The sequence below is a fragment of the Nonomuraea sp. MG754425 genome (assembly GCF_021699195.1).
GTDB lineage: Bacteria > Actinomycetota > Actinomycetes > Streptosporangiales > Streptosporangiaceae > Nonomuraea.
In genome coordinates this window covers 1-18,918 of record NZ_SSXE01000095.1, presented here as the reverse complement: position 1 = coordinate 18,918, position 18,918 = coordinate 1, and the positions used below count along the sequence as shown (strand labels likewise).

Genomic DNA, 18,918 nt, shown 5'->3' with positions numbered 1-18,918 from the left:
GGCCCGCGCCCCTGAAGGCCCTGTCCTTCAGCCTCTCACCGATCGGCGTCCGCCGGGATCGCGGGGACGGCGGCGGCGATCGCCGTGCCGTGACCGGGCTCCGACTCGATGTCGAGGACGCCGCCGACGCCGCGCACCCGCTGCCGCATGCCGTCCAGCCCGAAGCCGTCAGCGGGCCGCTGCGGGTCGAAACCCGTCCCGTCGTCTCGGACGTCGAGGAGGATGGTTTCGTCCGTGTACGACAGGGTGAGGGCCGCCCTGGTGGCATTGGCGTGTTTGGCGACGTTCGCCAGGGCTTCCTGGGCCACCCGGAACAGCGCGGTCTCCACGTCGGCGGCCAGGGCCAGAGGCGTGCCGGTGACCTCGAACCGCAGCTCCACCCCGGCCGTCTCCCCCCACGAGCGCGCCATGCGGCCGATGGCGTCCGGCAGTTCGGCGTCCTCCAGCGGGGCGGGCCGCAGGGCGCGTACCGACCTGCGGGCCTCGGTGAGGCCGCGGCGGGCCAGCTCGGACGCCCTGGCGAGGTGGCGACGGGACTCCTCCGCGTGCGGGGCGCGTCCGGCGGCGTCGAGCTGGCCGATCAGGGCCACCAGGTCCTGGGCGACCGTGTCGTGGATCTCCCCGGCCACCCGGTGCCGCTCGTCGAGCGCGCCCGCGTGCCTGGCCTGGCCGAGAAGCCTGGCGTTCAGCTCGGCGTTCTCCGCCATGGCGGCGCGCAGGCGCTCGACCAGGCGGCGGCGGTTGTCGTGCTCGGCGGAGACGTACCAGCCGGCCAGGACCAGCGGCACGGCCACGCCGGCGACGGCGGTGAGCAGGGTCGCCCTGGATCCGGGACCCGCCTGGGTGGTGACGTTGATGAGGGCGGTGAGCGTGACCCCGGCCATGACGAGACGGCCCGGGAGCATCGCGATGGCCAGCGGGTAACCGGCGGAGGCGAACACCACGAACGCCAGGCTCTTGACGGCCAGGGCCGCGGCGAGGGCCAGCAGGACGAGGTAGTACGCCACGACGAGCGTTCGGCGCGCGTCGCGGCGGGGGTAGAGCCACGGGATCGCGGCCAACCAGACGGCCGCCGCCAGGGCCGGCAGTTGCCACGGCAAACCGGGCCAGAACGCGCCCGCGGCGGGGCCGGTGAAGGTGGCCGCGAGGGAGGAGAGCGCGAGCAGCCCGTACGCGAGCCCCGCGTAGACCCAGCGCTCACGCCCGTCGACCCAGCTCATCCCCCCAGCCTGGCACGCCGTCAACCGATCGGTGGATAGCCGCCGTCAACCGTTTCGGTATCCGGCCGGGCGATGTGGCGCGGCCCTGACCTCGGCGAGCATCGAGGCATGAACGATCTGACCCGCAGAACCGCCTTCCAGCTCGCCGCCGCCGGCGCGGGAACCGCCGCTGCGTCCACCGCCGCGTCCGCCGCCGCGTCCGCCGTGAAGCGGAAGGACGTGACCACGTTCGTCTTCGTGACCGGCTCGAACGGCACGGCCGGCGGCGACGCGGAGCTGACGCTGCGCGGCCACCGCACCGTGGGCGTGAACCTGCCGGGGCACGGCCCCGAGGACCAGCTCCACCGGGCCTACCAGGCGCCGCAGGACCTGGCCACGCTCGCCACGCTCCCCTCCCCGATGGCCGGCGTCACGCTGGACGACTACGTCGAGGCCACCGTGGACGTGGTGCGCCGCGTCTCCCGCCACGGCCCGGTCATCCTGGTAGGCGGCAGCCTGGGCGGCTCGACGATCACCAAGACCGCCGACGAGGTGCCCGGCCTGATCGACCGGCTGGTCTACGTGGGCGCCTACTGCTGCACGGAGCTGCGTTCGCCGGCCGCGTACCTGGAGACGCCGGAGGGCGGCACGAGCCTGGGGGCCGCGATCCTGCCGGGCGTGGTCGGCGACCCGAGGCTGCTCAAGGCGATCAGGGTGAACTGGCGGACGAACGACAGGAAGTTCCTGGACGCGGCCAAGGCGGCGTTCATCGCCGAAGGCACCGACGGGGAGTTCCTCGCCCTGCTCAACTCCTCGCTCCCGGACGAGAGCCTGCAGGTGTCGAGCGCGGACGCGCGGGGCCGCAAGGACCGCTGGGGGCGGGTGCGGCGGGTGTACGTGCGGCAGACGCTGGACCGGGTGATCCCCCTGGCGCTGCAGGACCGCATGATCAGGGAGGCGGACGAGGCGACGCCGGGCAACGAGTTCGAGGTCTTCACGGTGAAGTCACCGCACGCGCCGACCCGAGCGGCTTATCAGCAGGTCACCGACATTCTCGACGGACTCGCCAAATAAAAAACGGACACCTCTGAAGAGGTATCCGTTCGATGCAAATGCTGGGGTACCAGGACTCGAACCTAGACTAACTGAACCAGAATCAGTCGTGCTGCCAATTACACCATACCCCACCGCTGCGATCTCCTCGCGGAGCGCGTTGGCGACGTCCGAAAGAATAGCCCAGCTCGGGGGCTAAGGCCAAAACGATTGGCCGACCCGCCCCTCCGCGGCCCGCAGCACACGCCCGGGCGTGCCAAGCTGAGAGGGACAAAACACCACGTGGAGGAGCCCAAGCGTTGGCTGAGAATCCGTTCTTCGCCCCCAGCGACCTGCCGTACGAGCTGCCGCCCTTCGCCGACATCCGCGAGGAGCACTACCTGCCGGCGTTCGAGCGCGGCATGGCAGAGCAACTCGCCGAGGTCGAGTCGATCGCGAGCAGCGCCGAGCCGCCGTCGTTCGACAACACGATCGCCGCGATCGAACGGTCGGGCCGGATCCTCGACCGCACGGCCACGGTCTTCTTCAGCATCGCCTCGTCCAACACGACCGACGGCATCATGAAGATCGAGAAGGAGATCTCTCCGCAGCTCACCCGGCACAACGACGCGATCCGGCTGAACCGCCCGCTCTGGGCCAGGATCAAGCAGGTCAGCACGGCGGACGCCGAGGAGTCCTGGCTGCTGGAGAAGTACCGCGACGACTTCATCAGGGCCGGGGCCGACCTGTCCGAGCCGGAGCAGGAGCGGCTGCGCGCGCTCAACGAGGAGCTGTCGAAGCTCTCCACGGAGTTCGCGCAGAGCCTGCTGAAGGCGTCCACGGAATCGGCGCTGGTGGTGACCGATCCCAAGGAGCTCGACGGCTTCGACGAGGCCAAGATCGAGTCGCTGCGCAAGGACGACGGCACCTACACCCTGCCGCTGCTCAACTTCACCGCCCAGCCCGGCCTGGCCCAGCTCACCGACCGCGACGTGCGCCGCCGCCTGTACGAGCTGAGCGTCGGCCGCGCCCCCGGCAACTTCGCGCTGGCGGCCAGGATCACGGCGCTGCGGGCCGAGCGGGCGGCGCTGCTCGGGTTCCCCAGCCACGCGGCCTACGTGGTGGCCGACCAGACGGCCAAGACCGTGGAGGCGGTCGAGGACATGCTCGGCCAGCTCGTCGGCCCCGCCGTGCGCAACGCGCGGAGGGAGGCCGAGGCGCTGACGGAGCAGGCCGGGTTCGAGATCGAGCCGTGGGACTGGTCGTACTACTCCGAGAAGGTGCGCCAGGCCCGCTACGAGTTCGACAGTGCCGCGATGCGCCCGTACTTCGAGCTGAACCGGGTCTACCGCGACGGCGTGTTCTTCGCCGCCACCAAGCTGTACGGGATCACCTTCGCCGAACGGCCCGAGCTGCGCGGCTACCACCCCGACGTGACCGTGTTCGAGGTGTCCGACGAGGACGGCGGCCCGCTGGGGCTGTTCGTGCTCGACCCGTACGCCAGGCAGGGCAAGCGCGGCGGCGCATGGATGAACAACCTGGTCGACCAGTCGCACCTGTTCGGGCTGCGGCCGGTGGTGATCAACAACCTCAACGTCACCAAGCCGGCCTCGGGGCCGACGCTGCTGACGTACGAGGAGGTGAACACGGCCTTCCACGAGTTCGGGCACGCGCTGCACGGGCTGTTCTCGCGGGTGCGCTTCCCGCGTGTCTCGGGCACCAGCGTGCCGCGCGACTTCGTCGAGTACCCGTCGCAGGTCAACGAGATGTGGGTGACCTGGCCCGAGGTGCTGGCCAACTACGCCAGGCACCACGAGACGGGCGAGCCGATGCCGGCCGAGCTGGTGGAGAAGCTGCAGGCGTCCGAGATGTTCAACCAGGGCTTCATGACGGTCGAGTACCTCGCCGCCACGCTGCTCGACTGGGCCTGGCACCGGCTGTCCCCCGGCGAGACGGTGGCCGACCCCGAGGCGTTCGAGGCGGCCGCGCTGGAGGCGGCCGGGATCGCCTTCCCGCTGGTGCGGCCCCGTTACCGGTCCAACTACTTCGCCCACGTCTTCTCGGGCGGCTACAGCGCGGGGTACTACTCCTACATCTGGAGCGAGGTGCTCGACGCGGAGAGCGTGGAGTGGTTCAAGGAGAACGGCGGGCTCACCCGGGCGAACGGCGACCACTTCCGCCGCGAGCTGCTGTCCAGGGGCGGGAGCCTCGACCCGCTGACGGCCTTCCGCAACTTCCGGGGGCGTGAGCCCAGCATCCGGCCGCTGCTCGAGCGGCGCGGCCTGGTCTGAGCGGGTCCGGTCCGAGCTGTCTCGTCCGGTCCAGGGCTGAGCGTGCGGCGGCCCATCGCGTGATCGTGCGCGGTGGGCCGTCGCGTTCTCCGCCCGGAGCGGTCCGGGCGGAGAGATGAGGTTCAGCCGCGCAGGCGGGCCAGCGCGGCGCGCAGCCGGTCCTGGGCGCGCTCGCGGCCCAGCACCTCGATCGACTCGAACAGCGGCAGGCCCACCGTACGGCCGGTGATCGCCACCCGCACCGGCGCCTGGGCCTTGCCCAGCTTGAGCCCGTGGGCCGTGCCGACCTCCTCCAGCGCCTGCTTGAGCGACTCAGGGTCCCAGCTCACGGCCTCCAGGCGCGCGAGGTAACCGGTGAGGATCTCCTCGGGGGCGTTCTTCATGGCCTTGTCCCAGGACGCCTGGTCGAAGACGGGCTCCTCCAGGAAGAGGAAGTCGACGTTCTGCCGGATCTCCGACAGCACCGCGAGCCGCGTCTGCGCCAGCACGGCGACCTTGCTGAACAGCTCACGGTCCCAGGACGGCTCGAGGTAGGGCGTGCAGCGCTCCTCGAACGTCTCCAGCGGCAGCGCCCTGATGTACTCGCCGTTGAAGGCCCGCAGCTTCTTCTCGTCGAAGAACGCGCTGGCGGAGTTGACGTCCTCCAGCCTGAACAGCGGCGCCATCTCCGACCACGGCATGATCTCGCGGTCTTCGCCGGGGCCCCAGCCGAGCAGCATGAGGTAGTTGACCATGGCCTCGGCCAGGTAGCCGTCGGCGCGGTAGTCCTCGAGCGCCACCTTGTCGCGGCGCTTGGACAGCTTCTTGCGCTGCTCGTTGACGATCACCGGCAGGTGCGCCCACACCGGCGGCGTGGCGCCCAGCGCCGGCCAGAGCAGCATCTGCTTGGCCGCGTTGCCCAGATGCTCCTCGCCCCGGACGACGTGGGTGATGCCCTGGGTGACGTCGTCGACCGCGTTGGCCAGCACGTAGAGCGGCGAGCCGTCGGTGCGGGCGATGACGAAGTCCTCCTGCGCCTCGTTGGGGAACTCCACGTTCCCGCGCACGAGGTCGGTCACCACGGTCACGCCCTCGTCGGGCGTGCGGAAGCGGACGGCGCCGTCGGTCAGGCCCCGGTCGCGGCAGTGGCCGTCGTAGCCCTTGTGCTCGGAGCCGGTACGCGCCACGAGGGCCTCGCGCGTGCAGTCGCAGTAGTAGGCCCGGCCGTCGGCCAGCAGCTTGGCCACGGCCTCGCGGTGCTGCGGCTCGTAGGCCGACTGGAAGTAGGGGCCCTCGAAGACCGGGTTGGTGCCGTTGATGCCGATCCAGTCGAGGGCGGAGATGATGCCCTCGGTCCATTCCGGCCGGTTCCTCGACGCGTCGGTGTCCTCGATGCGCAGCACGAAGCGACCGCCGGACTGCTCGGCCAGCGCCCAGTTGAACAGCGCCGTACGGGCGCCGCCGACGTGGAACATGCCGGTTGGGGACGGAGCGAACCGGACCCGTACGTCAGTCACGGGAGACCACCTTGTTCGTGAGTGTGCCGATGCCTTCGATGCCGACGCTGACCTCGTCGCCGATCTCGAGCGGGCCGACGCCCGCCGGAGTGCCGGTCAGGATGACGTCGCCGGGGATCAGGGTCATGACCGCGCTGACGTAGGCCACCAGCGCGGGGATGTCGTTGATGAGCCGGCTGGTGCGCCCGCTCTGCCGGATCTCGCCGTTGACCGTGGTCGTCAGCGCCAGGTCGCTCGCGTCGAGATCGGTCTGGATCCAGGGGCCGAGCGGGCAGAACGTGTCGAAGCCCTTGGCCCGGGTGAACTGGACGTCCTTCTTCTGCAGGTCGCGCGCGGTGACGTCGTTGGCGCAGGTGTAGCCGAAGATGACGTCCTTGACCCGCTCGACCGGCACCTCGCGGCAGAGCCGGCCGATCACGACGGCCAGCTCGCCCTCGAAGTCGACGCGGTCGGACAGCGAGGTCGGGTAGGCGATGTTCTCGCCGTGGCCGATCACCGAGGTGGACGGCTTCATGAAGATGAGCGGCTCCTCCGGCACCTCGTTGCCCAGCTCGGCCGCGTGCTCGGCGTAGTTTCTGCCGATGGCGACGACCTTGCTCGGCAACATCGGGGCCAGCAGCTTCACCTGGCTCAGCGGGAATCGCTCGCCGGTGAACTGCACCTGCCCGAAGGGGTGGCCGGAGATCGTGGAGACGAGCTCCTCGCCGGGGCCGCCTTCGACCACGCCGAACGAGACGCCTTCGCCTGTGGAGAACCTCGCTATACGCACCCGACAAGGCTATCGCCGCCGCCGGAGGGGTCCGCCCACCTTTTCGCGCGCTACCCGGACCGGGTCAGGAGCCCGCCAATTTTCGACCCAGAGTCCGTTTTGTGGGGCTTCGAGGGTGTTAGTGGGGTTAGTTCTGCCTGCGGAGCAGACACCTAGGGGGTGACGGATCGTGTCGGACACGATGTCCAATCGGCCCACGGGAGCCGTAGCGGCGGGAACCGTGCCGCGGGCCAGGACCCAGGAAAGCGCGACCTCACTGGTCACGGAGAAAGGCATCACGAGCATCGACGACAGCGTCGTCGCCAAGATCGCCGGCCTGGCGGCCCGGGAGGTCTCCGGGGTGTGGGCCATGGGCGGCGGAGCCGCGCGGGCGATCGGCAGCGTGCGGGGCATCGTCGGCGGGGACCCCAACGTCGCCCAGGGCGTGTCGGTCGAGGTCGGCGAACGGCAGACGGCCGTGGACCTCGACCTGGTGGCCGAGTACGGCACCGCGATCCCCGACCTGGCGGCGGCCGTGCGCAGGAACGTCATCGCGGCGGTCGAACGCATGTGCGGGCTGGAGGTCACCGAGGTCAACATCCGGGTGGACGACGTGCACCTGCCCGAGCAGGACCGCGACAGCGACCGCGGGCCCGGCGGACGCGCGGCGAACGTGGAGCAGGAGCCCCGGGTCCGATGACGGACGCCCCGATCGGCCCCGGAACTCCGGCGGACGCCACCGCGCGGCCCGGCCCACGGACAGGCGCGCCCGCGGGCACCGCCGCCGGGCCGGGCTCGGGCGCGGGCGCTCCGGCGGAGACCGCCGAGCCCCGCCCCGGCCCCGGCACGGAGGCGCGGCTCATCGCCGATCGGGCACGGGCCTGCCCCGGGGTGGCCGGGCTGTCCGGCGGACCGTTCGGGACGGTGGCCACGTACCTGCCCGGCGAGCGCCTCCCGGGCGTGTCGGCGGGCGAGGACGCGGTGGAGATCGCCATCGTCGCCACACTGGACCGCCCGCTGCCGGAGACCGCCGACCAGGTGCGGCGGACGGTGGCGGACCTGGCCGGAGAGCGCCCGGTGCATGTGCGCATCGACGACATCATCGTGGAGGGATCATGAACAACATCCAGTGGACGCCGATCATTGGCATGGCCGTGGGCCTCGTGCTCGGGATGGCCGGGGCGTTCGGCGGGCTGGGCGCGTTCCTGCTCGTCCTCGTCCTGGGCGCGGTCGGCTTCCTGATCGGGCGGGTCGTCGAGACCGGCGAGATCAACCTGTCCCCGAGGCGCAAATGACCACCCTGGTGCCCGCCCAGCGGCCCGTCCCCCTGCCGTCGCCGGAGCGGCGCGGACGTACGGAGATCGCCGACCGGGTGGTCGCCAAGATCGCCTGCCTGGCGGCGGGAGAGGTGCCCGAGGTCCGCGGCGTCGAACCGCGCGGCCTGCCGTGGGCCCCGTCGGCGAGCGAGGTGCACGGCGGCCGGGCCACGGTGCGGCTCAACGTGCGCGTGGCCTACCCCGCGCCGCTGCCCGCGGTGGCGGCCCGGCTCAGGGAACACGTGATCCACCGCCTCGAAACCCAGACCGGCCTGGACGTCACGCGCGTGGACATCACCGTGACCGACGTGGGCGGAGCCCGGTCATGAGGGCGCGCTCCAAGGCCGGCGAGCGGGCCGCGGACCGGGCCGCGCTGCGGGCCTTCCGCCCGTCCCGGCGGGTGCCCGCCATGATCGTCGCCGCCCTGCTCGCGCTGCTGAGCCTGCTCGTCCTCGCCGAGACGCTCTCGGGGCTGGCCGGGCGGCCCCTGCGCTGGATCCCGTACGACCGCCTGCTGGCCGGGGCGGGCTCCACGCTGTGGTCGGACCCGCGGATGTTGCTCGGTTCGGCGGTCGTGGCGCTGATCGGGCTGGGGCTGCTGGCCGTCGCGCTGGTGCCGGGCCGGCCCAGCATGGTGCCCGTACGCAGCGGCGATCCCGATCTGATCATCGGCCTGCGGCCCAGGAGCGTCACCCGGGCGCTGGCGCACGCGGCCGAACAGGTGCCGGGCGTGCGCTCGGCCCGGGCCACCAGGCGCGGGCACACGTTCGCCGTCACGCCGACCACGTACGCCCGCGAGACGGACGGGTTCGGCCAGGACGTGCGCGGCGCCGTGCTCAGCAGGCTGGCCGCGCTCGACCTCGTGGAGCCGTACCGGGTGGCCGTGCACGTCAAGGAGCAGCGGTGAACAGGAAGACCGGGCGGGGCAACCGCTGGGGGCTGGGGCTGGTCGGGCTGGCGCTGACGGTCCTGGGCGGCTCGGCGCTGGCCCGCGGGCTGGGCGCGTTCCCGCAGAACTGGGCCGCCGCTCGGACGACGGTCGTGGACGGCAACGTGGTCGCGTTCTTCGCGCGTACCAGCCCGTGGATCTGGTGGCTGCTGGCGCTGGCGGCGCTGGTCGTCGCGGCGCTGGCGCTGCGCTGGCTGCTCGTGCAGGGGCGTGCGGAGCCGCGGCGCGCGCTGCGCGTCGAGGCCGGCCCCGAGGGCGTCACCGACTTGTCGGCGGGCGGCATCGACCGCGCGGTCGCCGCCGACGTGGAGTCGGGTCCCTCCGTCTTCCACGCCGCCGCGCACCTGGTGGGCACCCGCCCCGAGGTGCGGCTGCGCGTGGTCGCCGACGAGGCGGCCCCCATGGACGAGCTGACCCGTCACCTGTCCACGGTCGCGCTGCCGCACGTGCGGGACGCGCTGGACCGGGATCGGGTGCCGGCGGTGGCCCGCGTTAGCCTGGAGCCCTCACCTGCGCCGCACCGAGTCGTGCGCTGACGAGAGGGGTTCCTCCGTGTCCGTCGTGAAGATCAACGTGCTGACCGTGCCCGCCGCCATGCGGGAAGAGCTGGAGAAGCGTTTCTCCAGCCGCGCCGGGATGGTGGAGTCGGCCGACGGCTTCGAATGGTTCGAGCTGCTGCGGCCGGTGGGGGGTACGGAGCGGTACCTCGTCTACACGCGCTGGCGTTCGGAGGAGGACTTCGAGAACTGGCAGAAGGGCGAGGCGTTCCAGCGTGGCCACGCCCAGGCGGCGGCCCAGGCCGGACACGGGCAGGGTCACGGGCAGGGTCACGGGCACGGGCAGGGGCCCGCGGCGACGGGGTCCGAGATGTGGTCGTTCGAGGTCGCCGAGAGCACCGGCCCCAAGGCGTGACGGGTCAGCCGTCGAACGGGTTGCGCAGGATGCGGTCCACGATGCCGCCGCGCACGAACCGGGCCGCGAAGCTCGACGGCTTGCGCGCCCCCTGGTCGGCGATGCACACGCTGAACTCCTTGGCGATCTCCAGCCGCGGGTGACGCTCCAGCACCTCCGCGCGCACCGCCGCGGGGATCTCGTCCGTACGGCGGCCCGAGATGTCCATGCCGGTGGACAGTTCGAGCAGGTGTCCCTCGGGGTCCTCCTCCAGGGGCACCTCTTCCCACATGTGCCGGATGATCACCTCGCAGGCCCGCGTGCGCCGCTCGGGTGACCATCCCGCCCCCGCGCAGAAGGCCCAGGCGACGTGCCCGCCGGCCTCCTCGTACGGGATCGTGTGGCTGTCGAACTCGGCGGACAGCCCGATGTCGTGCAGCAGGGCCGACACGTACAGCAGTTCGGCGTCGAACGGGATGCCGTTGCCCTGGGCGTACGCCGCCGCCCACAGGTAGGCGCGGATCGAGTGGTTGAGCAGCGAGGGCGTGTGGTACTGGGTGGCCACCTCGAGGGCGCCGCGGCAGACGGGCGTGTCGGGCAGCACCAGGTCGTCGAATCTCACGCTCACCAGCATCTCACCGCCGCCCGGAATGCCGGTGGAACCTCGGGCCGCTAACGAAACGGGCACTCGGCTTGACCAGTTGATCGTGATTCCGAAAGCATGTCCCGCCCTCATCTTTTTGTCCGGAAGGAACACGGCGTGCGCCGCCTCGCGATCCCTCTCGCCCTCATACTCGCAACCGGCGCCGTCATGGGGGGCGGGGGCAGCTCCGCGCAGGCGGCTGACAAGGTCGTGCGTACCGCCGAGTGCCAGGGCGACTGGCTGCCCGGCACGCCGACCGCCGAGGACGTCATGAAGGGCGAGATCTCCCTGGTCGGGCTGCCCGTCCACAAGCTGGGCAAGAACATCGACTGGAACGCGAGCCCGTACCGGAACAGGTCGTGGGAGTTCGTCTTCCACTCGCTGCGCTGGATGGGCACCCTCGTCGTCGAGTACGAGAACACCGGCGAGCGGCGCTACCTCGACCGCGCCACCGAGATCGCCAAGGACTGGGCCGAGCACAACAAGTACGGCGCCCGCGGCACCCGCGACTACGTCTGGAAGGACCACCCGGTCTCGCTGCGCACTCAGCCGCTGCTCTGCCTGAGCAGGCACGTCACCGCGAGCTGGCTGAAGGACAGCCTGGCCGCGCACGCCCGGCTGCTGTCCGACGCACGCCTGTACAAGAAGGGCCACAACCACGGCATCGACCAGGACATCGCGCTCATGGGCATCGGCTGCCGCTACGGCCGCGACGACTGGTCCGACCTGGCCTCCAAGCGGCTGACCGGCACGGTGAAGCTGGACGTGGACGCCCAGGGCGCGCTCATGGAACAGGCCCCGAGGTACGCCGTCTACGTGTACGGCCGGCTCCAGGTCGCCATGACCAACATGAAGGCGTGCGAGCGCAAGGTCCCCGGCGAGATCGCCAAGCGGGCCGAGGCGCTGAAGGACTTCATCGCCCACTCCACCATGCCCAACGGCTACATGGTGCCGCTCGGCGACGGCAGCGCCGAGACCGAGCCGAAGATGGAGACCGGCACGCCGAAGCAGGAGGTCAGGACGTACCGCGCCGGGTACGTCTTCGGCCGCACCGCCTGGGGCGAGCCGGAGTCGGCGTACTACTCGATCAGGTACGGGCCCGGCATGAAGTTCCACGGGCACGAGGACCACCTGGGCGTGACGTACTACGCGCAGGGCCGCGACATCCTGGTGGACGGCGGGTTCCACTCCTACGAGAAGAGCTCCTACCGCTACTGGACGCTCTCGCCCGAGGCCCACAACGTGCCGACGGTGGCCGGGGCGAAGTTCCGGCCGAGGACTGCCAGCAAGCTCGTCAAGACGAGCCAGGGCAAGGACCGGCAGGCGTTCAAGCTGACCGACCAGGCGTACGGGGTCAGCCGCACCAGGTCGGTGCTGGTCAACCACGGCGACGACCTGATGGCGGTGCTGGACACGGCCTCCGGCGGCAAGAAGATCCGCAACATCTGGCGCTTCGCCCCGTCGCTCAAGGTCGTCTCCAACAGCGGCGGCAAGGTGGTGCTGGGCGACGGCAAGTTCAAGGTCACCCTGCTGCAGCTCTCCTCGTGCGCCAAGGTCGGCGGGCAGAAGGTGGAGCGGGGCGGCAAGCTCGGCTGGGTCTCCCCCACGTACCTGTCGAAGCAGGCCACCGCCGTGGTGGTGTCCCCGGCGGCGAAGTCGCTGCTGACGGTCGTCGTGCCGGGGACGGACTCGCCCAAGGTGTCCTGCTCCGGCGGGAAGGTCACGGTGGACGGCGTGTCCTTCTCCGCCGGACTGATCTAGCCGGACTGATTAAGCCGGACCGATCTAGCCGGACCGATCTGACGGTCCGGTCAGCACTCGCGGCCCGCGCGCAGCAGGCCGTACGTGACCGCCTGCTCCAGGGCCTGCCACGAGGCGTCGATGATGTTCTCGGCCACGCCGACCGTGGCCCACTCGGCGCTCTCGTCGCTGGAGGTGATGAGCACCCGGGTGACGGCGTCGGTGCCGTGGGTGCCCTCCAGGATGCGGACCTTGAAGTCGACCAGCTCCAGCATGGCCAGCTCGGGGTAGAGCTGCTCCAGCGCCTGGCGCACGGCCTTGTCGAGGGCGTTGACGGGGCCGTTGCCGTCGCCGGTGGCCACGATGCGCTCGCCCTTGGCGTGCAGCTTGACCGTGGCCTCGCTGACCAGTTCGCCGCCCTTGGTGCGCTCGACGATCACGCGCCAGGACTCGACGTCGAAGTGGCGCTTGCGCTCGCCGTGCACGGTGTCGCGCAGCAGCAGCTCGAACGAGGCGTCGGCGGCCTCGAACGTGAAGCCCCTGGCCTCCAGGTCCTTGACCCGCTCGACCAGCGCCTTGGTGTGCTCGGGGGTCAGCTCGTAGCCCAGCTCGCGGCCCTTGAGCTCGACCGAGGCGCGGCCCGCCATGTCGGAGACGAGCATGCGCATGTCGTTGCCCACCTGGGCGGGGTCGATGTGCTGGTACAGGTTGGGATCGACCTTGATGGCGCTGGCGTGCAGGCCGGCCTTGTGGGCGAAGGCGGAGGTGCCGACGTACGGGGCGTGCGAGTTGGGAGTGACGTTGGTGACCTCGGTGATGGCGTGGGCGATGCGGGTCATCTCGGCCAGCGACTCCTGGGGCACGAGCTCGAAGCCCCGCTTGAGCTGGAGGTTCGCCACGACCGTGAAGAGGTTGGCGTTGCCCGAGCGCTCGCCGTAGCCGTTGGCGCAGCCCTGGACGTGCGTGGCGCCCGCCTTGACGGCCGCCAGGGTGTTGGCGACGGCGCAGCCGGTGTCGTCGTGGCAGTGGATGCCGACGCGGGCGCTGGTGCGCACGGCGTCCTGGACGATCTCGGCCAGCTCGTCGGGGAGCATGCCGCCGTTGGTGTCGCACAGGGCGATGACGTCGGCGCCCGCCTCGGCGGCGGTCCTGAGCACCTCCAGCGCGTACGCCGGGTTGGACCTGTAGCCGTCGAAGAAGTGCTCGGCGTCGAGGAAGACCCGCTGGCCCTCCGCACGGAGGTGGGAGACCGTGTCGCGGATCATCGCGAGGTTCTCCTGAAGAGTCGTGCGGAGGGCCAGCTCCACGTGCCGGTCGTGGCTCTTGGCGACAAGGGTCACGACCGGCGCGCCGGATTCGCGCAGAGCGGCCACCAAAGGGTCGTCGGCGGCCTGCACGCCTGCCCGGCGGGTCGCGCCGAACGCGGCGAGCTGCGCGTGCTTCAGGTCGAGCTCGGTCTGGGCACGCCTGAAGAACTCTGTGTCCTTGGGGTTGGCGCCCGGCCAGCCCCCTTCGATGAAACCGACGCCCAGGCCGTCCAGGTGTCGCGCGACGGCGAGCTTGTCGGCGACGGTGAGGTTGAGGCCCTCCTGCTGTGCGCCGTCACGCAGCGTCGTGTCGTATACGTGGAAGCGGTCGTCGGCCATGAATCTCTCTTCTCCGGGGAATCCGTGCTGGATCGGGAAAACAAAAAGACCCCTCACGGACGTGAGAGGTCTGCGCGCTGGCGGTGTCCCTGCGTTAGCCAGCGCGCCTGCCGATAATGAGCAGACCGTAGAACATGGTGCCGCCCAGTCTGCCATACCGACTCACCATTTGGCACAACGATCTCACCTCGTGGGACACCGCCCCGGGACCGGTCTCAGACCCGGACTCCGACGCCCCCGGTGATCAGGCGTTCCAGCGCCGCCGGGTCGAACGCCTCGTTGCCCAGGATCTGGCCGTCGAGCACCACGGTCGGCGTGCCCTCCAGCGGGATCTTGGCCGTCTCCGTCAGGTGCGCCTTCGCGTACGACTGTGACGTGACGCACTCGTCCACCGACGCGCCGGCCTTGCGCGCCGCCCTGGTCAGCTCCTCGACGGTGAAACCGGAGGCCACGCCGTGCGGCGCGGGCTGCATGGCGTACACCTCGTCCCTGAAGGCCAGCCAGTTCTCCTCCGGCACGCAGCGGGAGGCCGCGGCGGCGCGGACGGAGTTGGAGCGCATGGGCTCGTCCCTGAAGATCGTCACGGTGTGGAAGACGACCTTGACCTTGCGCTCCGCGGCCATCTTCCTGATCGTGGCGTCCACCTTGGCGTGCATGTCCTTGCAGACGGGACAGTCGAAGTCCTCGTAGACGTCCAGCACGGGGGCCTCGCTCTTCAGGTCGGCCAGGATCATCGAGCCGTCCGCCTGCCGGGTCAGCGTCACCTCGCCGGAGCCGGAGGACGACGCGCCCGGTCCGGACAACGCCAGCACACCGAGCACGACGATCGCCGCGCACGCCAGCGCGACCGCCATCAACCGCTTCATCATCAGCCCACTCTCACGTCATTGATCGCGCAGACCTTACCCGAAACCGAAACAATGGCCGCATGAAGGCATACCTCCTTGACCCGGCCGTCGCGCGGTACGTCTCCGAGCACACCACCGCGCCCGACGCCCTGCTGCGCGCGCTCGAACAGGAGACCGCGCAGGTCGCGGGCGAGAACTCGATGATGCAGATCTCCTTCGACCAGGGCCGCTTCCTCACCATGATCACGCAGGTCATGGCGCCCGAGGTGGTCGTGGAGGTGGGCACGTTCACCGGGTATTCGTCCGTGTGCATCGCACGCGGGCTGTCCGGCGGCACCCTGCACTGCTTCGACGTGAGCGAGGAGTGGACGTCCGTGGCCCGCCGCTACTGGGAGCGGGCCGGGCTCTCGGACCGGGTGACGCTCACGCTCGGCCCGGCCGCGGACACGCTCACCCGCTTCGACCAGCCCATCGACCTGGCCTTCCTCGACGCCGACAAGGGCAACTACCCGGTCTACTACGAACTGCTGATGGACCGGCTGCGGCCGGGCGGCCTGCTGCTGGCGGACAACACGCTGCGCAGGGGCTGGGTGGCCGATCCGGCGCACGACGAGCCGACGACGGTGCAGATGCGGCAGTTCAACGACCTGGTGATGGCGGATCCCCGGGTGACGGTGCTCACCCTGCCGGTCGCCGACGGGATGGCGATGATCAGAAAGAACTAGGCCGGAGCGGCCGGGACCTGGCGAGATCCCGGCCGCACGCCCTGTCTTCACACCCCCCGCCCGGCATACGCTCGGTCACCCCTCCGCGACTGAAGAAGGGCCGAGACATGGCCGGGCCGCTCGAAGAGCGCTACCGCACCGTGCGGGATCTGCTGCCGGAGTACCGGGTGGAGATGGCCCGCGGCCGGATCGTGGTCAACGAGTCCGGCACGTGGCAGCAGAACACGATCGTCTTCGGCCTCATGCGCCAGCTCATCGGCCCGGCCGTCGAGCGCGGCTGGGAGATCTGGTCCGACATCACCGTCTACCTGGAGCAGCACGCCGACCGGTACGTGCCGCACCTCACCGTCGTGCCGCGCTGCCCGCGCATGCGCATGGACCACGCGGTCTACGGCGACTCGACGCTGCTGATCGTGGACGTCATGTCCGCCGGCACCGCCTACGAGCACTACCACGTCAAGCCGAACGGCTACGCCTCGGCCGGGGCGCCGCTCTACCTGGTCGCCGATCCGGCGCAGCGGACGATCAGGCTCTACAGCGGGCCCGGCCCGCACCGCTACGGCGGGGAGGTCACCGCGGGGGCCGGCCAGCCGCTCCAGTTGCCCGCGCCCTGGCGGCTGGCCCTCACGACCCGGGGGCTGTGGTGAGCCCCCTTCGCGGATTCAGCCGACCTTGTGGATCCAGTGGTGGGTGTCGGGGCGGGCGCCGTACTGGATGCCCACGAGTTCCTCGCGCACCCGCATCGTCACCGGGCCGGGCGTGCCGTCGGCGATGGTCCAGGAGCGGTCGGCGCCCTTGACCGTGCCCACCGGCGTCACCACGGCCGCCGTGCCGCACGCGAAGACCTCGGTGAGGTCGCCGGACGCGCTCGCCTCCTGCCACTCGTCGACGGTGATGAGCCGCTCCTCGGTCTCCAGCCCCAGGTCGGCGGCCAGTTCGAGGATCGACTCCCGGGTGATGCCGGGCAGCAGGGTGCCGGTGAGCGCGGGGGTGACGAGCTTGTCGCCGAAGACGAAGAACAGGTTCATCCCGCCCATCTCCTCGACGTACCGATGCTCCCCTGCGTCCAGCCACACCACCTGGTCGCAGCCGTTCTCGACGGCCTGGCGCTGCGCGACGAACGCCGCCGCGTAGTTGCCGCCGCACTTGGCGAAGCCGGTGCCGCCGGGTGCGGCCCGCGTGTACTCGGTGGACAGCCACACGGAGACGGGCTTGATGCCGCCGGTGAAGTACGAGGCCGCCGGCGAGGCGATGACCATGTACTTGTACGTCCTGGACGGATAGTTGACCCCGAGCCCCGCCTGCGTGGCGATCATGAAGGGACGCAGGTAGAGGCTGTGCCCCTCGGTGGTGGGCACCCACTCCTTGTCGGTGGAGACGAGGAGTTCGAGCGACTCGACGAACGTCTCCTCGGGCAGGCCGGGCATGGCCATGCGGTCGGCCGAGCGGTTGAAGCGGGCGGCGTTGGCGTACGGGCGGAACGTGACGATCGAGCCGTTGATCTGCCGGTAGGCCTTGAGGCCCTCGAACAGTTCCTGCGCGTAGTGGAAGACCGACGTGGCCGGGTCGAGCGAGAGCGGGCCGTACGGCAGGAGCCTGGCGTCGTGCCAGCCCTCGCCCTCGGTGTAGTCGATCGAGATCATGTGATCGGTGAACGTCTGCCCGAAACCGGGACTCGCCAGTACCTGCTCCCGCTCGGCCGCGGTGCGAGCGTGGTCGGATAGCTGCACGTCGAAGCTGAGCTTCGGAGCGATGGTCATGACGACGGTCCTTCTCTCTACGGTCTACCGAAATCTACCGGAATCTGCCCGCCCGGCCGTCCGGCGGCGGGAGGCCGCCTGGCCCGGGGGACGATCCCGTACTTCCTATTGTCTCGCCATATGGGATGGCAAGCGGCCGATGGGGGTGGGTCGGCCCGATCGGCCGTGCGATCCGGGTACACGAAAAACGCGCCCGGCCGTCCTCGTCGGACCGCCAGGCGCGTTGTCGGGGCTAGGCGGTCCTAGCCGGATACTCGCGCGGTGATGTCGTCGCCGATCTCGTGGGTGGTCCGGCCGGCCCAGCCGGCCAGGCGCTCCACGATGTCGTCGGCGACCGCCCGCTCGACCCTGGCCGCCTCGTCGTTCAGGCCGAGGTGGTCGAGGAGCATGGCGACGGACAGGATGGTCGCGGTCGGGTCGGCCTTGCCCTGCCCGGCGATGTCGGGGGCGCTGCCGTGCACCGGCTCGAACATGCTGGGCGTGGTGCGCTCCGGGTTGACGTTGCCGCTGGCCGCCAGGCCGATGCCGCCGGCGATGGCCGCGCCGAGGTCGGTGATGATGTCGCCGAACAGGTTGTCGGTGACGACCACGTCGAAGCGCCCGGGCTGGGAGACGAAGAACATCGAGGCCGCGTCGATGTGGCAGTAGTCGGTGCTGACCTCGGGGTACTCCTCGGCCACCCGGTTGACTGTGCGCTGCCACAGGTCGCCGGCGAAGGTGAGCACGTTCGTCTTGTGGACGAGGGTCAGCTTCTTGCGCGGGCGGGACTTGGCCTTCTCGAACGCGTAACGCACCACGCGCTCGACGCCGTAGGCGGTGTTGAGCGACTCCTGGGTGGCGATCTCGTACGGGGTGCCGCGCCGCATGGCGCCGCCGGTGCCGGCGTAGAGACCCTCGGTGCCCTCACGGACGACGATCATGTCGATGTCCTCGGGCGAGGTGTCGGCCAGCGGGGTCGCCACTCCGGGGAACAGCTTGACCGGCCGCAGGTTGACGTAGTGGTCGAACGCGAACCGGAGTCGCAGCAGCAGGTCGCGCTCGAGGATGCCGGGCGGCACGCTGGGGTCGCCGACGGCGCCGAGCAGGATCGCGTCGTAACCGCGCAGCTCGTCGAGCACGGTGTCCGGGAGCGTCTCGCCGGTGCGGTGGTAGCGTGCGGCGCCCAGGTCGTAGTGGGTGGGCTCGATCTTCGTGCCGACGGCTTCCAGGACCTTGAGCCCTTCGGCGACGACCTCGGTGCCGATGCCATCCCCAGGGATGACGGCCAGGCGGATGTTACGCGACTCCATGACGGCAACCCTACCGGTTCGTCTCGCCTGACGAACACATCATCTCATTGGCCGGACGTCCGATTTTTGACGTATTGCGACCTTTTGACCGTTTCGTTAGAGTCCGACAGGCCTAATCCACACAACCGTTGCGTGGAGCCGGGGACCCAACTTTCCCCCAGGGGCGAATCGGCATCCGCCGTAGGGCTACTTCCAGGCCCGAGCCCGTCAGCTAACCCGGTCGGCCGCATGGAAGGACAGTCCGCTGTCTCACATCGCCTCGGCCCGCGCGGCCATCGTTCTCACGGCGGCCTCCGCCGGACTCATCCTGGCCTCCCCCGCAGCGCCTGTCTCTTATACACATCT

At 70.6% G+C, this 18,918-nt stretch carries 20 protein-coding genes, 1 tRNA gene and 1 riboswitch; of the genes, 12 read left to right on the top strand and 9 right to left on the bottom strand.

Translation table 11 applies throughout. The features are described 5' to 3' along the window. Positions 1-35: 35 nt before the first annotated feature. Positions 36-1,220, bottom strand: a complete 1,185-nt coding sequence (locus tag FAF44_RS29450) for a sensor histidine kinase (protein WP_237106556.1) — start codon at positions 1,218-1,220, stop codon at positions 36-38. Between the two features lie 108 nt (positions 1,221-1,328). Between FAF44_RS29450 and FAF44_RS29445 the strand changes: the two genes are divergently transcribed. Then, complete coding sequence (locus tag FAF44_RS29445; RefSeq protein WP_237106555.1) at positions 1,329-2,273, top strand: alpha/beta fold hydrolase; 945 nt, start codon at positions 1,329-1,331, stop codon at positions 2,271-2,273. A 41-nt stretch (positions 2,274-2,314) separates the two neighbouring features. Here the strand turns inward: FAF44_RS29445 and FAF44_RS29440 are convergent. Continuing rightward, a tRNA-Gln gene (locus FAF44_RS29440) sits at positions 2,315-2,386 on the bottom strand. A gap of 165 nt (positions 2,387-2,551) precedes the next feature. Here FAF44_RS29440 and FAF44_RS29435 point away from each other — a divergent pair. Then, positions 2,552-4,522 carry a M3 family metallopeptidase gene (locus tag FAF44_RS29435; RefSeq protein WP_237106554.1) on the top strand — a complete coding sequence of 657 codons (1,971 nt, stop codon included), beginning with the start codon at positions 2,552-2,554 and terminating at the stop codon, positions 4,520-4,522. Positions 4,523-4,644: 122 nt separating this feature from the next. Here the strand turns inward: FAF44_RS29435 and gltX are convergent, their stop codons facing one another. Together gltX and FAF44_RS29425 are read right to left on the bottom strand one after the other, a co-directional pair. Then, the gene (gene gltX / locus FAF44_RS29430) at positions 4,645-6,018 is read right to left on the bottom strand and encodes a glutamate--tRNA ligase (protein WP_308193400.1); all 1,374 of its coding nucleotides are present in this window, start codon (positions 6,016-6,018) and stop codon (positions 4,645-4,647) included. Continuing rightward, positions 6,011-6,787: a fumarylacetoacetate hydrolase family protein gene (locus FAF44_RS29425; protein WP_237106553.1), complete on the bottom strand. Its 777-nt coding sequence runs from the start codon at positions 6,785-6,787 to the stop codon at positions 6,011-6,013. Before FAF44_RS29425 ends, gltX begins: the two co-directional genes overlap by 8 nt. Positions 6,788-6,968: 181 nt before the next feature. On the opposite strand from FAF44_RS29425, the gene FAF44_RS29420 reads away from it, so the two are divergent. From FAF44_RS29420 to FAF44_RS29390, 7 genes are read left to right on the top strand one after another with little or no spacing between them, the layout of a single operon-like run. After that, entirely contained in the window at positions 6,969-7,466 is a 498-nt protein-coding gene (locus FAF44_RS29420; protein WP_237106552.1) for an Asp23/Gls24 family envelope stress response protein, read from the top strand. Next, positions 7,463-7,885, top strand: coding sequence for a hypothetical protein (locus FAF44_RS29415; RefSeq protein WP_237106551.1), 423 nt, complete (start codon positions 7,463-7,465; stop codon positions 7,883-7,885). The genes FAF44_RS29420 and FAF44_RS29415 overlap by 4 nt, the downstream gene beginning before the upstream one ends. Then, complete coding sequence (locus tag FAF44_RS29410; protein WP_237106550.1) at positions 7,882-8,061, top strand: hypothetical protein; 180 nt, start codon at positions 7,882-7,884, stop codon at positions 8,059-8,061. The genes FAF44_RS29415 and FAF44_RS29410 overlap by 4 nt, the downstream gene beginning before the upstream one ends. Next, positions 8,058-8,411 (top strand): Asp23/Gls24 family envelope stress response protein, encoded by a 354-nt coding sequence (locus FAF44_RS29405; RefSeq protein ID WP_237106549.1) that lies wholly within the window; start codon positions 8,058-8,060, stop codon positions 8,409-8,411. Before FAF44_RS29410 ends, FAF44_RS29405 begins: the two co-directional genes overlap by 4 nt. Then, on the top strand, positions 8,408-8,989 hold the full coding sequence (locus FAF44_RS29400; RefSeq protein WP_237106548.1) for a DUF6286 domain-containing protein: 582 nt from the start codon (positions 8,408-8,410) through the stop codon (positions 8,987-8,989). Before FAF44_RS29405 ends, FAF44_RS29400 begins: the two co-directional genes overlap by 4 nt. Beyond that, positions 8,986-9,567, top strand: coding sequence for an alkaline shock response membrane anchor protein AmaP (locus tag FAF44_RS29395; protein WP_237106547.1), 582 nt, complete (start codon positions 8,986-8,988; stop codon positions 9,565-9,567). Before FAF44_RS29400 ends, FAF44_RS29395 begins: the two co-directional genes overlap by 4 nt. A 16-nt stretch (positions 9,568-9,583) precedes the next feature. Beyond that, positions 9,584-9,943, top strand: coding sequence for an antibiotic biosynthesis monooxygenase (locus FAF44_RS29390; RefSeq protein WP_237106546.1), 360 nt, complete (start codon positions 9,584-9,586; stop codon positions 9,941-9,943). Positions 9,944-9,947: 4 nt separating this feature from the next. Here FAF44_RS29390 and FAF44_RS29385 read toward each other — a convergent pair whose 3' ends face one another. Continuing rightward, the gene (locus tag FAF44_RS29385; RefSeq protein WP_237106545.1) at positions 9,948-10,544 is read right to left on the bottom strand and encodes an HD domain-containing protein; all 597 of its coding nucleotides are present in this window, start codon (positions 10,542-10,544) and stop codon (positions 9,948-9,950) included. Between the two features lie 138 nt (positions 10,545-10,682). Between FAF44_RS29385 and FAF44_RS29380 the strand changes: the two genes are divergently transcribed. Beyond that, complete coding sequence (locus FAF44_RS29380; RefSeq protein WP_237106544.1) at positions 10,683-12,326, top strand: heparinase II/III family protein; 1,644 nt, start codon at positions 10,683-10,685, stop codon at positions 12,324-12,326. A 50-nt stretch (positions 12,327-12,376) separates the two neighbouring features. Here the strand turns inward: FAF44_RS29380 and cimA are convergent, their stop codons facing one another. Both cimA and FAF44_RS29370 read right to left on the bottom strand, forming a co-directional pair. Then, a complete protein-coding gene (cimA, locus tag FAF44_RS29375) occupies positions 12,377-13,951 on the bottom strand; it encodes a citramalate synthase (RefSeq protein ID WP_237106543.1) in 1,575 nt (524 codons plus the stop codon). Positions 13,952-14,166: 215 nt separating this feature from the next. Further along, on the bottom strand, positions 14,167-14,820 hold the full coding sequence (locus FAF44_RS29370; RefSeq protein ID WP_237106542.1) for a thioredoxin domain-containing protein: 654 nt from the start codon (positions 14,818-14,820) through the stop codon (positions 14,167-14,169). A 59-nt stretch (positions 14,821-14,879) separates the two neighbouring features. Between FAF44_RS29370 and FAF44_RS29365 the strand changes: the two genes are divergently transcribed. Together FAF44_RS29365 and FAF44_RS29360 are read left to right on the top strand one after the other, a co-directional pair. Then, on the top strand, positions 14,880-15,524 hold the full coding sequence (locus tag FAF44_RS29365; protein WP_237106541.1) for an O-methyltransferase: 645 nt from the start codon (positions 14,880-14,882) through the stop codon (positions 15,522-15,524). A gap of 107 nt (positions 15,525-15,631) precedes the next feature. Then, complete coding sequence (locus FAF44_RS29360) at positions 15,632-16,171, top strand: Uma2 family endonuclease (protein ID WP_237106540.1); 540 nt, start codon at positions 15,632-15,634, stop codon at positions 16,169-16,171. Between the two features lie 15 nt (positions 16,172-16,186). Here the strand turns inward: FAF44_RS29360 and FAF44_RS29355 are convergent, their stop codons facing one another. Together FAF44_RS29355 and FAF44_RS29350 are read right to left on the bottom strand one after the other, a co-directional pair. Next, on the bottom strand, positions 16,187-17,284 hold the full coding sequence (locus FAF44_RS29355) for a branched-chain amino acid aminotransferase (RefSeq protein ID WP_237106539.1): 1,098 nt from the start codon (positions 17,282-17,284) through the stop codon (positions 16,187-16,189). Positions 17,285-17,526: 242 nt separating this feature from the next. Then, positions 17,527-18,573 carry a 3-isopropylmalate dehydrogenase gene (locus tag FAF44_RS29350; protein ID WP_237106538.1) on the bottom strand — a complete coding sequence of 349 codons (1,047 nt, stop codon included), beginning with the start codon at positions 18,571-18,573 and terminating at the stop codon, positions 17,527-17,529. Between the two features lie 99 nt (positions 18,574-18,672). Then, positions 18,673-18,814: riboswitch (cyclic di-AMP (ydaO/yuaA leader) on the top strand. Positions 18,815-18,918: the final 104 nt, after the last annotated feature.

Coding starts and splice junctions, on each gene's coding strand:
- FAF44_RS29405 (WP_237106549.1), top strand. CDS start 8,058: ATGACCACCCTGGTGCCCGCCCAGCGGCCCGTCCCCCTGCCGTCGCCG.
- FAF44_RS29445 (WP_237106555.1), top strand. CDS start 1,329: ATGAACGATCTGACCCGCAGAACCGCCTTCCAGCTCGCCGCCGCCGGC.
- FAF44_RS29355 (WP_237106539.1), bottom strand. CDS start 17,284: ATGACCATCGCTCCGAAGCTCAGCTTCGACGTGCAGCTATCCGACCAC.
- FAF44_RS29350 (WP_237106538.1), bottom strand. CDS start 18,573: ATGGAGTCGCGTAACATCCGCCTGGCCGTCATCCCTGGGGATGGCATC.
- FAF44_RS29450 (WP_237106556.1), bottom strand. CDS start 1,220: ATGAGCTGGGTCGACGGGCGTGAGCGCTGGGTCTACGCGGGGCTCGCG.
- FAF44_RS29415 (WP_237106551.1), top strand. CDS start 7,463: ATGACGGACGCCCCGATCGGCCCCGGAACTCCGGCGGACGCCACCGCG.
- FAF44_RS29365 (WP_237106541.1), top strand. CDS start 14,880: ATGAAGGCATACCTCCTTGACCCGGCCGTCGCGCGGTACGTCTCCGAG.
- FAF44_RS29400 (WP_237106548.1), top strand. CDS start 8,408: ATGAGGGCGCGCTCCAAGGCCGGCGAGCGGGCCGCGGACCGGGCCGCG.
- FAF44_RS29420 (WP_237106552.1), top strand. CDS start 6,969: ATGTCCAATCGGCCCACGGGAGCCGTAGCGGCGGGAACCGTGCCGCGG.
- FAF44_RS29410 (WP_237106550.1), top strand. CDS start 7,882: ATGAACAACATCCAGTGGACGCCGATCATTGGCATGGCCGTGGGCCTC.
- FAF44_RS29360 (WP_237106540.1), top strand. CDS start 15,632: ATGGCCGGGCCGCTCGAAGAGCGCTACCGCACCGTGCGGGATCTGCTG.
- cimA (WP_237106543.1), bottom strand. CDS start 13,951: ATGGCCGACGACCGCTTCCACGTATACGACACGACGCTGCGTGACGGC.
- FAF44_RS29370 (WP_237106542.1), bottom strand. CDS start 14,820: ATGATGAAGCGGTTGATGGCGGTCGCGCTGGCGTGCGCGGCGATCGTC.